The sequence below is a fragment of the Pseudomonas sp. MONT-RG-20F-20-E-7-02 genome, from assembly GCF_022662395.1.
GTDB lineage: Bacteria > Pseudomonadota > Gammaproteobacteria > Pseudomonadales > Pseudomonadaceae > Aquipseudomonas.
Genome location: NZ_JAKNQN010000001.1, coordinates 759,848 through 771,834, shown reverse-complemented (window position 1 = coordinate 771,834; position 11,987 = coordinate 759,848). Strand labels below are relative to the sequence as shown.

Below are 11,987 nucleotides of genomic sequence, written 5' to 3'. Positions count from 1 at the left end.
ACTAAAGCACTTTGCCGAGAAAGGCCACGGTGCGAGGATGTCGGGGTTGGCGGAAAATCTGTTCGGGCGGGCCTTCTTCGATCAGTTGGCCATCGCAGAGAAACACCACATGGTCGGCCACCTCGCGGGCAAAACCGATCTCATGGGTGACGATCACCAGGGTCACACCCAGCTGGGTCAGGCCCTTGATCACGTCGAGCACCTCGCCCACCAGTTCCGGGTCGAGGGCTGAAGTGGGTTCGTCAAACAGCAGCACCTTGGGGTCCAGCGCCAGGGCACGGGCGATGGCGACGCGCTGTTGCTGGCCACCGGAGAGCTGGCGCGGGTAAGCATCGACCTTGTCCGCCAGGCCAACCTTGGCCAGCAACTCGGCGGCCTTGAAGTGGGCTTCGGCCTTGCTCCAGCGTTTGTGGGCCAGCGGCGCCTCGGCGATGTTTTCCCAGGCGGTGAGGTGCGGGAACAGGTTGAAGTTCTGGAACACGAAGCCCACGTCGATGCGGCGTTTAAGAATCTCGCGCTCTTTCAATTCGTAGAGCAGGTCACCCTTGCGGCGGTAGCCGACGTATTCACCGTCGATGGTGATGTGCCCGCTGTCGATTTTCTCCAGGTGGTTGATGGTGCGCAGCAAGGTGGACTTGCCCGAGCCGGACGGCCCGAGAATCACCGTGACCTTGCCGGGGTCGATGGTCAGGTCGATGTCTTTCAATACCTGCTGGTTGCCAAAGCGCTTGCCCACGCCCTGGATCTGGATGCGCCCGGCGCGTGCTTCACTCATGGGTTTTCTCCTTGAGCCAGCGGCGGATGCGTTGCAGGGGCGTCGGCGGCAGCACGCGCGCGGTGCCACGCGCGAAGTGGCGCTCGACGTAGTACTGCGCGCTGGTCAGCACGGTGGTGATGATCAAGTACCAGACGGTGGCCACGATCAGCAGTGGAATCACCGCCTGGGTGCGGTTGTAGATGACCTGCACGGTGTAGAACAGCTCCGGCAAGGCCAGCACGTAGACGATGGAGGTGCCCTTGACCAGGCCAATGATTTCGTTGAACCCCGAGGGCAGAATCGAGCGCAGCGCCTGGGGCAGGACGATGCGGAAAATGCGGCGCGAAGCCGGCAAACCCAAGGCCGCCGCCGCTTCATGCTGGCCGGCATCCACGCCGATCAGGCCGCCGCGAATAATCTCCGCCGCGTAGGCCGCTTGCATCAGGCTCAGGCCCAACACCGCCACGGTGAATTGGCTGAGTACATCCACCGTCGACCACTCGGCGAACACCACACCGGTGAACGGCACGCCGACGACGATGTGGTCGTAGAGGTAGGCAAAGTTGTAGAGGATGATCAGCACCAGCAGCGCCGGCATCGAGCGGAAGAACCAGATATAGCCCCAGGCCAACGCCGCCAGCAGCGGCGAGCCCGACAACCGCGCCAGGGCCAGCGCAGTGCCGAGGATGATGCTGAACACGGTACTCAGCAGTGTCAGCAACAGCGTCTGGCCGAGGCCACGCAACACCGACGGCGAGAAGAACCACTGGCCGAACACGCCCCACTCCCAGCGCGGGTTGGTGGCCAGCGAATGCACGATAGCGAGCAGCACCAGCGCGGCAAAAATCGACCCGGCCCAGCGCCAGGGGTGCCGGGCCGGCACCACGTGCAAGGCTTTGATCGGCGTGGCGACGCGCGCCTGGCGCACCGGGTAGTCGGTGACCTCATCGATCAGGTCATAGGTTTTGGCGACAATGGGCATGGTCTATTCCTCGCGGGTTGCGGCCTTAGAAGGCGTAAGTCAGCCGGGTGTAGTAGTACCCGCCGGTAAAACCGTAGGGCGAATAGGTGCCGTAGCTGGCGAGCATGGTGCTGCTCGGCACGCCTTGTTTCTTGGGGTATTGGTCAAACAGGTTCTTGGCGCCGACGGCGATGTTGAGGTCTTTGGTGAGGTTGTAGCCAAGGTCGAGGTCGGTGATCCATTTGGCGCTGTAGACCCGGTCGAGGCTGCGGTCGGCAGAGACGTTGACCTCTTTGTACGAGCCATAACGGGTCAAGGCCAGGTTGAAGTTGAAGCGGTCGATGCTCCAGTCACCGCCCAGGATCAGCTTGGTCGTGGGCTGCACATCGGTGATCAGGCCACGGGCCTGGCGGTCCATCAGGTCGTAGGAGGTGCCGAGGATGTCGGTGGAGGCCTTGTAGTTGAGGATCTTGGTCTGGTTCCAGTTGAACGCTGCCGTCCACTTCAACGAGCCGTACGGGCCGATGTCCTGGTTGTAGTTGCTGACCAGGTCCACGCCTTTGGTGCGGGTGTCGGCACCGTTGATGAAGTACTGGCCGCCGGAGGTGGAATTGATGCCGTTGTTCTGCAACACCTGGGTGACTTCCGGGCCGAGCAAGGTGCCGGTCAGGGTGATGCGGTCGCGCAGGTTGATCACGTAGGCGTCGGCGGTGAAGTTCAAGCGATCGGTGGGCGTGAGGGTGAAACCGAGGCTGAAGTTGGTCGAGCGCTCGGGTTTCAAATCCTGGGCGCCGAGAGCCTTGGCCGCCGCCGAGCCCACCGGCAGCACGCCGTAGTTGATCGACTGATACACGCCGTCGACTACGCCATAGGTGGTCGAGCGCGCACTGAACAGGCTGTTGGCCAGGGACGGTGCGCGGAAGCCATTGCTGACCGTGGCGCGCACGGCAAATTGCGGGGTGAAATCGTAGCGCGTGGTCAGCTTGCCGCTGCGGGTCGCGCCAACGCCTTCGTTGTAATGCTCATAGCGAAACGCGGTGCCCACGTACCAGTCCGGCAGCGGGTTGAAACCCACATCCACATAGCTGGCGAGGCTGTTGCGCGAGGCACTGCTTTCTTCAGCCGGTGAAATGCCGTTGGTGACCTGCGCCCCGGACGACGCGCAATTGCCCGGCGCCACGCAGTAGCCGCCATTGGCATAGGACGCATAGTCACCGGCCTGCACCTCATAAGTGTCACGCCGATGCTCGAAGCCATAGGACAGGTCCAGCGGCTTTTGCAGGCCGATGTCGAAGCCGCGCTTGAAGTCGAGGTTGGTGGTCAGCTCGGTGGAAATCCAGGTGCCGGAGGTGAAGCTGTTGGGCGTGTACTCGCCCAGCGACGGATTCTGGTTATGGGTGGTGCCCTGCTCCGCTGCGTTGCGCCCGTAGGTGGTGGACAGGTCCCAGTCCCACGCGCCGACGGTGCCTTTGCCGCCGAACGCGGCCTGGAAATCGTCTTCGTCGATGTACCAGGTCGGCGTATACCCGGCCGGGTAGCCATTCGGCCCGGTGGTGATGGTGTTGGTGATGGTCGGCAGGCGGAAATTCTGGCCCTGCTCGGCCTTGCGCCGCGAATAGGTGGTAAAGGAATACAGGCTCAGGCTGTCGTCGATCGGCAGCTCGGCGTTGTAGCCCAGGGTCAGCAGGTTGGTCTTGGGTGTGCCGTAGCCGCCATAGGTTGCACGACCCGCCTGCTCATATGCTTGTGCATAGCTGTAGCCGTTGGCGCTGGCCTTGTTGTCGTCATTCTGGCTGCGCGCGTCCAGGGCCAATTGCACGATACCGCCGTTGCCGATCTCGAAGCCCTTGTTGAGGCTTTGTTGCACGGTCTGCTTCTTGCCGTCGTAACCCTGGCCGACGTTGGTCACCGAGGTGCCGCTGGTGTCGGCCTTGAGGATCACGTTGATCACCCCGGCGATGGCATCGGAACCGTATTGGGCAGCGGCGCCGTCGCGCAGCACTTCCACATGATCGATGGCGCTGATGGGGATCAAGTCGAGGTCGGCGGGCGCGGCGCCGGTGTTGATGCCGTTGATGTTCAAGGTGGCGCTGGTGTGGCGGCGCTTGCCGTTGACCAGCACCAGCACTTCGGCGGCGCTCAGGCCACGCAGGTTCGGGGCGCGGGCAATGCCGCTGGCGTCCCAACCGGTTTTTTCCGGCAGGGTCAGGGAGGGGATGACGGCGCTCAGGGCTTCCATCAGGCCAGGTTTGCCGGTGCTTTGCAGTTGCTTGGCGCTGACCACATCAATCGGCACCGGGCTGCTGGTGACGGTGCGCTGTTCGGCGCCACGGTTGCCGGTGACCACCACGGTGGACAAGGTGCTGTCGTCCTGGGCCTGGGCCGTGCTTGTCAGCAGGGCCAGCGCCAGTGCGGCGGTGGGGTGTAGAACTTGTTTCATGGTCGCTCCAGACGTTCCAAATCGCGAAGTCGGGCAGTCGCGCGGTCGTGCGCGGTGCTCGGTTTTTTCCGGGGTGTTTCGGCGATTGGAAACTAGGTGTGGGGCGAGCGAGGGGTTTGAATGGGCAACATACGTTGAACTCCGTTCCAACGATTCTGCCGCGGGGTCTTTACCCGGTTATGGCGCGCAGAATCTGAATCACGCTGGGTACCATCCGAGGTCAGGGGTAGGCTGTTGCGATCAAACATAACGGAATGGATTTTAAAAATATAATGCTATTTGGGTATAAGCTAATATTCTCTACTTTCATTATTTATTAATATTTTTATTCGTGTTGTTAATGTCTTTTTGAGATTTGGTGGGGGTTGGGGGCGGTGTACATATCCGTTAGTTGGGTGATGGCGGATATGGGTTCCGCCCTTACGGCGGCTCACTTTGGAAAAGCCGGAATGCCGGCCCAGCCCAAAGTAAGCAAAGGGCTCTTGCCCCACCACTCGGTGCCTCGCCTAGGCTCGGCATGTCCTCACTCCGGCCAGCGTGGTTTAACGGGGCGCCTAAGATCAAAATCAAAAGCAGATCAAGATCAAAAGCAGAGCACGGCGGCCTGGCAGCCGACCTGGTCTTGGAGGCTAAACTCAATCAAATTGTAGGAGCTGGCTTGCCTGCGATGGCATCAACTGGTTGTGCCTGATAGACCGGGGTGCCTGCATCGCAGGCAAGCCAGCTCCCACAGAAAAGCAGAGCGCACTGGTCTGGCGGCCGAACTCGGGAAAATTGTGGGCGGCGGCCTGGCAGTCGACCTGGTCTTGGAGACTGAACTCAATCAAATGTGGGAGCTGGCTTGCCTGCGATGGCATCAACTGGTTGTGCCTGATAGACCGGGGTGCCTGCATCGCAGGCAAGCCAGCTCCCACAGAAAAGCAGAGCGCACTGGTCTGGCGGCCGAACTCGGGAAAATTGTGGGCGGCGGCCTGGCAGTCGACCTGGTCTTGGAGACTGAACTCAATCAAATGTGGGAGCTGGCTTGCCTGCGATGGCATCAACTGGTTGTGCCTGATAGACCGGGGTGCCTGCATCGCAGGCAAGCCAGCTCCCACATTTCCTACCCCATTCCTCCACTTCATCTCCCCGGCCGCAGCAACTGCATCTGCTGCCGATAATCATCCGTCACCTGCCGCGCCTGGCTGCTGCTGGTAATCACCCGAGGCGTAATCAACACAATCAACTCCGTGCGGTCCTTGGACTTTCTGGTGCTGCCAAACAACCACCGCAACCCCGGAATCTTGCCCAAATACGGCACCGCGCTGACACTCTCAGCATTGTCCTGCTTGATCAAGCCACCCAACAAAACAGTCTGCCCACTCTGCACCGCCACCTGCGTCGACACCGACCGCGTCGAAATCCGCGGATTCACCGGCGTATCACTCGTGCCACTCTGACTCTCGGCATCACTGACCTGCTGCTGAATATCCATATACACCAACCCCCCCGGATTAATGCGCGGCACCACATCCAGAATCACCCCCGTCTGCACATACTCAACACTGCTCAACGTAGTATCCGAAACCCCGGTATTCACCGTGGTCTGACTGATGGGAATGTTATCCCCCACCTGAATCTGCGCTGGCTGATTATTCATCACCACCAACGACGGCGCCGACAATACCTGAGTCCGCCCATTGGTCTCCAACGCATGCAACGCCACCTGCAAATTGGCGCTGACAAACGAATAAAACAACGAATCCGAAGCCCCCAACCCCGCCCCGCCACCGCCCAACGCGCCCTGGCTGCCGGACGCGTTCGCCACCGTCTTGCTGCCGGAATTCCCCGCCAGGCGCCCCAGGTACCACTGCACCCCAAGGTCCAACTCGCCGGTCAGCTTGACCTCCAGAATGCGCGTCTCTATCTGCACCTGAAGCGGCGGATTATCCAGGCGCTTGATCGCCGCCTCGATCTCTTTCCACTGCGCCGGACGCGTGCGCACCAGCAGTTGGTTACTGCTTTTCTGCGCTGTAATACGTGTCCCGGCCTCAAGGCTATTATCCGGCGCAGGCGCAGCAACGTCCGGTGCTTGCTCAGGTTCATCGGAGGGCGGCGGCGCATCTTGCAACCCGCCGGAATTGCGGTTGGGCGACGACAACGTAGCAGTGCGCAACCCCGGCGCAACCTTCGCCGGCGCGTCATCCTTGATCGCCTCATTGCCATAGATCTGCCGCAGGTACTTGGCCAGGTCCGAGGCCTTCATATTGCGCACGTCGTAGACGTACATTTGCGGCTCATTACCGCCGCCCTCGTCGATGGTGCGGATCCAGTCACCGACTTCGCTGAGGTACTGCGGCTGTGAAGAAATCGCCACAACCGAGTTAGTCCGTTCGATAGGCAAAAACCGCAGCATCCCGGCCAACGGCATGCCGCTGTCGGGGCCGAACATGCCTTGCAGCTCGGGCATCAGCTCGGCCACCGACGCGCGCTGCAGGCCGAATACGCCGACCGACATGCCCTTGAGCCAGTCCACATCAAAGGTGTCGATGGTCTCCTGATAGTTGGCCAATTCCTCCGGGGTGCCGGCCAGGCTGAGGATATTGCGCGCCGGGTCGACCAGCAAAAACGCGTTCTCGCGGGCGAACGGCTTGAGCAGTTTTTGCATCTCGGTGGCTGAGATATAGCGAAGTGGAAACAGCCGCGCCGACAGGCCGCTGGACGGCGCGGCCACGTGCATCTGTGGCACCAGCTTGCCCGCCACTGCCTGGTCGGCCGGCAGGATCACGTAGCGCTGGCCCTGGCGGATCATCGCGTTGTCGGTCCACGACAACAGGGTTTCCAGAATCGACAACGCTTGCTGCTTGTCCACCGGTTTAGAGGTGGAGAAGCTGACGTTGCCCTTCACGCCCTGGGCGATGCTGTAGTTTTCGTGCAGCAGGTCGCCCATCACGCTGTTGATCACCGCTTCGATGGGCTGGTCGGCGAAGTTGAACACGATGTCGCCGCCCGCCTCTTTCGCGATCGGTGCTGCGGCGGGCTGGCGCACGAACTGCTGGTTGCCACGGATCACCTGGCGTTGCGGCGCCGATGTGGCGGCAGGCTGGGGGTTTTCAGGCGCAGGCGCCTCACTCGGCGGGCGCTGCGAACCGGTGCCCTGCATGGCTTCGTGCAGCAGATCGTCGTCCGGGTCGAGGCGATCGGGGAAGACGCCACAGCCGCCCAGTGCGAGGGCGGTGGCCAGGCAAAACGTTGAGGTGCGCATATCGATCAAGGGAGGGGCTCGCGGGGAAGAGTAATCGGGGGCCGGGTGGACCGCGGCGGCAGGCGCTTGGCGTAGAGGCTCAAGGTCTGCGTGCGGCCGTCCAGGGCGAAACGGGCGTATTGCGGCGTGAGGTGTTCCAGGCGCCAGCCGTTGGGCAGCGTCTGGCCGAGGCGCACGGTCAAGGGGCGACCATCGGCCTGCTTGAGCATGGCCATTTGCAGGTTGCCGGTGATCATGATGCCGCTCAGGGTGAGGTTGGCCAGGCCCGTGACCCGGGCTTTGCCGACCACGCTATCGGGGCTGCGATCCGGGCTGAACAGCGGCGCCTGCCAGGTGGCGGCGAGGCTTTCCAACGTCACGTTCGGCGCTGCGTGTACGCTGGCCGACGGCTGCGCGCGAGTGGCCGGTGCGGGCAGCCACTGCGGTTCGTCGCCGAGGCTGCTGAGGATGACCGCCATCAACACACCGAGTAACCCGGCGAGGCTCAGCAAGCCCCATTCCAAGGGGCGCAATGCACTGATCATCGCGCCACCTGCGGTTGCAGATAGCCGCGCACCAGCAGGTGCACCTGGAGTTTTCCCGCACCGCCCGTGGCCGGTGCCTGCTGGCCACGGCGGATACGTAGCTCATCCACAAACAGAAACGGCGGCTGGTATTCCAGCTCATGCAGCACCGCCTCCAAAGGTTCGATGGCGCAGTCGAGCGTGAGGCTGACCTTGACCTGGCGATACGGTTCGCCCTCGTCCTGTTCCGGGGTGATCGGCTTGCGCTGGGTCAGGCTGCAGCCACCGCCCAAGTTAGCGTGGCTGTTAATCAGGTCGGCGAGGCGCTGCATCAGGTCGGCGGCCACGACGTCAGGGTCATCGCCGGGCAACAGGCTGGTGCTGCTGGCAGGGTCTTGTTGCGCCAGCAGCAGTTGCTGGCGCAGCGCATCGCCCTGGCGCACCACGCCGGCGTAGCGTTGCTGCTGCTCGCGCAAGTGCTCGGCCTGCTCGCCCATGTCACGCAAAGGGCCGGCGAACCAGCTGTCGATCAACAGCCAGTAAGCCGCGCCGACGACCACGGCCAGCAACAGCAAGGCCGCCCCGCGACGTTCACGGGGTGTGAGGGGTCGGCGCATCGGCGGCCTCCTGGCGTAGATGGGCACGCAGGGCAAACTGGTCCTTGCCGGTGCGCGCATCGGGTTGAATCACCCCTTCGAACTGGGCGTTTTCCAGGCTGTGGCAGCCCTTGATGCGAGTGATCAGCGCACTGGCCTTGGCGCTTTGCCCGGCGAAAGAAATCTCGCCGTCCTTGACGTCCAACTGGTCCAGCCAGGTGTCGGCGGGCAGGCAAGTAGTGAGGTCGTTGAGCAATGCGGCCAGGGGCGGTTGCGCGAGTTTGCGCCGGGTTAAATACTGCGCTGCGCCACGGGTGTTGAGCAGTTGCTGGCGCAACGCGTGCACCTCGGCGACCTGGGCTTTTTGCTGCTGCACGCTGGCGTGCATGGCGTCGAGCACGCGCTGGCGGTCGTTGAGCCACAGCAACATCGCCGCAATCAGCAAGGCGCCGCACAGCCACGGCAGGCTGCGTTGCAGGCCTTTGCCGGTCGGGCGTTGGCGCGGGCGCAGGGGCGCGGGGAGCAAGTCGATGCCCAGGTGGTTCACATCCACGCGATGGGGATGCACGCCGAGGGTGGCGCAGTCGATGAGGATCTGGTCCAGCTGTTCGCGCAGGATCGCCACCAGTGTGACCTGCACATGCGTGGCCGTGCGTTGCTCCTGGCGCGCGACGAAGTACAGCTGGTCCGCCTCGAAAGGCGTGTAGCGATCCAGCTCGTAACCGACCACGGCGGTCAGGTTGCGTGCAGCGGCCAGCGGCAATTGCACGGTTTGCAGCAGCACGGCATCCGGCGCGAGCATCAGCACCTGGCACGTGCTGCCGGGTGCGACGGGCGCTGTCAAAGGCCAGTGATAGACCTGCTCAGGCGGCTCGTGCAGCGCCAGCCAAGTCGGCACACAGGCGCGCAATTCCGCAAGCCACAGGCGCCAGCCTTGTTGCAGCAGGCTGCCGCGCCAGTGCCGGGCGATGGGTTCGAGTCGATTCATTCTTGCCAACGCAGCACCCGGTAGGGTTGCGCGCCGTCCTCCGTGGGGCTCAGTAAAACGGTAATTTGCAGGCGGGCGTGATAGCCGCCGGGGCGTTGTGCGCGGCTGTCGACCACCAGCACAACGCCTGGGTCGGCGCCTTCGGCGTTCTGGCGCGGCAGGTTCAGCGCCTTGTGCATCAGCGGGCTGGCGAAGGCCGGATCAGGCCGATCGAGGTCACTCCACAAGGTGATTTCCGGCAGCAATTGGCTGTACAGCGCTTGCGTCATGCCGGGCAATTGGCGCACTTCTTCCAGCACCCGAAACGGCGGCAGGCCCTGCTTGCGGCGAGCCTCAAGCGCTTTGACCAATTGGTCGGCCTGGCCTTGGGTGGCGCCACAGGCCAGGGCCAGGCGCATGAAGTCATCCGCCTCGGCGTTGATCAGGTACAGCTTGCCGCGCTCGCTGCGCAGGCTGACGTGCAATTGCGCGTCATCGAAGGTCAGCGGTATGTCACGGCCGTCGGCGATCCAGTGCCGATCGGCCATGGCCAGGGCAATGCCGGCTTCGGCGGCCAGCACGGTCTGGGTGTGCTGGCGCAGCCACAGCGCCTGGCGGCTTTCCAGCTGTACCCAACCGGCCAGGCCGCCAAGCAACACGCTGAGCAAAGCCAGCGCCCACAGCACCAGCAACAGGGCCGCGCCGCGTTGGCGCTTCATTCTTCTTGCGCTCCGCTGGCAAGGTTCAGGCGCAGGGCGATCACCTGGGTGACCCAAGGCACCGGGCCGTCGAGGGCGGCAGCGATGCGCACCGCTGACGGCAGTCGCCGGGGCCACGGCCATTCACCCATCCAGCCTGTGGCTTGGCCGAGGGGCGAGACGCCGCGATAACTGAAGTGTAAATCCCTGACGTTTTTCAGCAGTACTTGCGGCTCACTGCGGGCGACATTGGTGTGGGATTCCAACTGCGAAAACGCCACCTGCAACGCCTGCTCGTGGCGTTGCAGGGTGAACCGCTGAATCCCGCCACCGAGCACACCCGGCAAGGTCGCCACGAACTGCAAGCGCTCGGGTGTGCCGACAAAAAAACCCTCGGTTTGGCTGTCGTCCTCAGTGACATCCAACGGCAGCGCTTCGCTGATCGCCGTACGCAAAAACTGCTGCGCGGCGCGCATTTCATCCAGGCTCGCGGTGAAGCGCTGGGCCTTGGCCACCGCGCGATTGGCGCCCAGCAATGCGCCGCCCACCAGCACCAGCAACATCGACAGCAGGCTCAACACCACAAGGATTTCCAGCAAGGTGAAGCCCTGCTCGCGGCGCTTCACAGCCGGGCCTTCAAGGTACTGAAATGGGCCTGGTGCGGCCCTTCGCTGACGGTCAGGTCAAGCCGAAACACCTGAGCCTGTTGCCGAGTGCTGGTCAGTTGCCAGTGGATGCCGTCCAGATTGCCTTGGCTGACACCCTCGGCCAGCGGCCCCGCCGCTTCCTGATCCAGCACGGTCAGCGCCGCATGGGTGAGGCGGTCGCTATAGGCCACTTGCGACAGTGAGCGTGCGCTTTGGCCGAAAGCCACCAGCAACACCGTGCTGCACACCGCCATCAAGGTCAGCGCGGCGAGCATTTCGAGCAAGGTAAACCCCGCCTGGCGCTTCATGGCAACGCCTTGGACTGCACGCTGCCGGTCAGCCAGCCGACGTCAATGCGCCAACGCCGCGCGCCATTGGCCAACAGCAGGTTGCCGCCGGTGGAGCTGCCGTCGGGGTAGAACTCGATGGCGGAGCCGGACTGCTCGGCGGTGTGCAACGTGACGTGCAGCTCGGGCGGCCAGCTTTGCTGCGTGCGGCCCGGTGCCTGGAACGTCATCTTGTTGAGATCAAATTCAGTTCGCGCCGCCGCGCCATTGATCACCGCCCCGGCCCGTGTGGTGCGCAGCGCGTCGACCAGTTGCCCGACCGCGCGACGCTCTTTGGCCACCTGCAAGCCTTGGCGCACGCCCAGGCCGAGTAACCCGGCGGCGACGCCGATCAACAGGATGACCACCAGCATTTCCAGCAAGGTGAAGCCGCGCTGGCTCATGCGCCGGTTATTCCCAATTGCCCAAGTCGGCGCTGTAGCCATCGCCGCCCGGTTGGCCGTCCTGGCCGTAGAAAATCAAGTCAAAGGCGCCGTGTTCTCCTGGGTAGCGGTAGCCGAACACGTGGCCGAACGGGTCTTTGAGGTCCGAGGGTTTGGCATACGGGCCGGCCCAGCTGGACGCGTTGGCGGGCTTGTCCACCAGTTGCTGCAGGCTGTTGGGCGGCGCGCCGACGTCGAGCGCATAGCTGTCGATTTTCATGCTCAGGCCGGCCAGCTGCGCCTTGCCTGCGCCGTATTTGCCCTTGTCCACATTGCCGCCGACCTGGCGCACCACGATGGTTGCGACAATGCCCAGCAGCACGATCACGGCGAGCATTTCCAGCAAGGTGAAACCGCGTTGGCGGCGTGCTGATCGGGAATTAAAGCGTCTCATCTGTGTGGCTC

General features: G+C 63.3%; 12 protein-coding genes. All 12 read right to left on the bottom strand.

The genetic code is table 11. From position 1 onward, the window contains the following. Position 1: 1 nt before the first annotated feature. A complete protein-coding gene (locus tag L8I05_RS03550; protein ID WP_177018531.1) occupies positions 2-775 on the bottom strand; it encodes an amino acid ABC transporter ATP-binding protein in 774 nt (257 codons plus the stop codon). Then, positions 768-1,739, bottom strand: a complete 972-nt coding sequence (locus L8I05_RS03545; protein ID WP_242167215.1) for an amino acid ABC transporter permease — start codon at positions 1,737-1,739, stop codon at positions 768-770. The genes L8I05_RS03550 and L8I05_RS03545 overlap by 8 nt, the downstream gene beginning before the upstream one ends. A gap of 25 nt (positions 1,740-1,764) precedes the next feature. Next, a complete protein-coding gene (locus tag L8I05_RS03540) occupies positions 1,765-4,158 on the bottom strand; it encodes a TonB-dependent receptor (protein ID WP_242167214.1) in 2,394 nt (797 codons plus the stop codon). A 1,120-nt stretch (positions 4,159-5,278) separates the two neighbouring features. Next, entirely contained in the window at positions 5,279-7,402 is a 2,124-nt protein-coding gene (gspD, locus tag L8I05_RS03535; RefSeq protein ID WP_242167213.1) for a type II secretion system secretin GspD, read from the bottom strand. 5 nt (positions 7,403-7,407) lie between these two features. Beyond that, positions 7,408-7,926, bottom strand: coding sequence for a general secretion pathway protein GspN (locus L8I05_RS03530; protein WP_242167212.1), 519 nt, complete (start codon positions 7,924-7,926; stop codon positions 7,408-7,410). Further along, on the bottom strand, positions 7,923-8,522 hold the full coding sequence (gene gspM, locus L8I05_RS03525; protein WP_242167211.1) for a type II secretion system protein GspM: 600 nt from the start codon (positions 8,520-8,522) through the stop codon (positions 7,923-7,925). The genes L8I05_RS03530 and gspM overlap by 4 nt, the downstream gene beginning before the upstream one ends. Beyond that, positions 8,497-9,489: a type II secretion system protein GspL gene (locus L8I05_RS03520; RefSeq protein ID WP_242167210.1), complete on the bottom strand. Its 993-nt coding sequence runs from the start codon at positions 9,487-9,489 to the stop codon at positions 8,497-8,499. The genes gspM and L8I05_RS03520 overlap by 26 nt, the downstream gene beginning before the upstream one ends. Next, positions 9,486-10,187, bottom strand: a complete 702-nt coding sequence (locus L8I05_RS03515; protein WP_242167209.1) for a general secretion pathway protein GspK — start codon at positions 10,185-10,187, stop codon at positions 9,486-9,488. Before L8I05_RS03515 ends, L8I05_RS03520 begins: the two co-directional genes overlap by 4 nt. Further along, positions 10,184-10,792 (bottom strand): prepilin-type N-terminal cleavage/methylation domain-containing protein, encoded by a 609-nt coding sequence (locus tag L8I05_RS03510; protein WP_242167208.1) that lies wholly within the window; start codon positions 10,790-10,792, stop codon positions 10,184-10,186. The genes L8I05_RS03515 and L8I05_RS03510 overlap by 4 nt, the downstream gene beginning before the upstream one ends. Beyond that, positions 10,789-11,121: a prepilin-type N-terminal cleavage/methylation domain-containing protein gene (locus L8I05_RS03505; RefSeq protein WP_242167207.1), complete on the bottom strand. Its 333-nt coding sequence runs from the start codon at positions 11,119-11,121 to the stop codon at positions 10,789-10,791. The genes L8I05_RS03510 and L8I05_RS03505 overlap by 4 nt, the downstream gene beginning before the upstream one ends. Beyond that, positions 11,118-11,543 (bottom strand): prepilin-type N-terminal cleavage/methylation domain-containing protein, encoded by a 426-nt coding sequence (locus L8I05_RS03500; protein ID WP_242167206.1) that lies wholly within the window; start codon positions 11,541-11,543, stop codon positions 11,118-11,120. The genes L8I05_RS03505 and L8I05_RS03500 overlap by 4 nt, the downstream gene beginning before the upstream one ends. Positions 11,544-11,550: 7 nt before the next feature. Then, the gene (gene gspG, locus L8I05_RS03495; protein ID WP_242167205.1) at positions 11,551-11,976 is read right to left on the bottom strand and encodes a type II secretion system major pseudopilin GspG; all 426 of its coding nucleotides are present in this window, start codon (positions 11,974-11,976) and stop codon (positions 11,551-11,553) included. Positions 11,977-11,987: the final 11 nt, after the last annotated feature.

What these genes read in the sequence shown, in the direction of transcription:
- L8I05_RS03545 (WP_242167215.1), bottom strand. Translation starts at nt 1,739, where the DNA reads ATGCCCATTGTCGCCAAAACCTATGACCTGATCGATGAGGTCACCGAC.
- L8I05_RS03505 (WP_242167207.1), bottom strand. Translation starts at nt 11,121, where the DNA reads ATGAAGCGCCAGGCGGGGTTTACCTTGCTCGAAATGCTCGCCGCGCTG.
- L8I05_RS03540 (WP_242167214.1), bottom strand. Translation starts at nt 4,158, where the DNA reads ATGAAACAAGTTCTACACCCCACCGCCGCACTGGCGCTGGCCCTGCTG.
- gspM (WP_242167211.1), bottom strand. Translation starts at nt 8,522, where the DNA reads ATGCGCCGACCCCTCACACCCCGTGAACGTCGCGGGGCGGCCTTGCTG.
- L8I05_RS03550 (WP_177018531.1), bottom strand. Translation starts at nt 775, where the DNA reads ATGAGTGAAGCACGCGCCGGGCGCATCCAGATCCAGGGCGTGGGCAAG.
- L8I05_RS03500 (WP_242167206.1), bottom strand. Translation starts at nt 11,543, where the DNA reads ATGAGCCAGCGCGGCTTCACCTTGCTGGAAATGCTGGTGGTCATCCTG.
- gspD (WP_242167213.1), bottom strand. Translation starts at nt 7,402, where the DNA reads ATGCGCACCTCAACGTTTTGCCTGGCCACCGCCCTCGCACTGGGCGGC.
- gspG (WP_242167205.1), bottom strand. Translation starts at nt 11,976, where the DNA reads ATGAGACGCTTTAATTCCCGATCAGCACGCCGCCAACGCGGTTTCACC.
- L8I05_RS03520 (WP_242167210.1), bottom strand. Translation starts at nt 9,489, where the DNA reads ATGAATCGACTCGAACCCATCGCCCGGCACTGGCGCGGCAGCCTGCTG.
- L8I05_RS03530 (WP_242167212.1), bottom strand. Translation starts at nt 7,926, where the DNA reads ATGATCAGTGCATTGCGCCCCTTGGAATGGGGCTTGCTGAGCCTCGCC.
- L8I05_RS03515 (WP_242167209.1), bottom strand. Translation starts at nt 10,187, where the DNA reads ATGAAGCGCCAACGCGGCGCGGCCCTGTTGCTGGTGCTGTGGGCGCTG.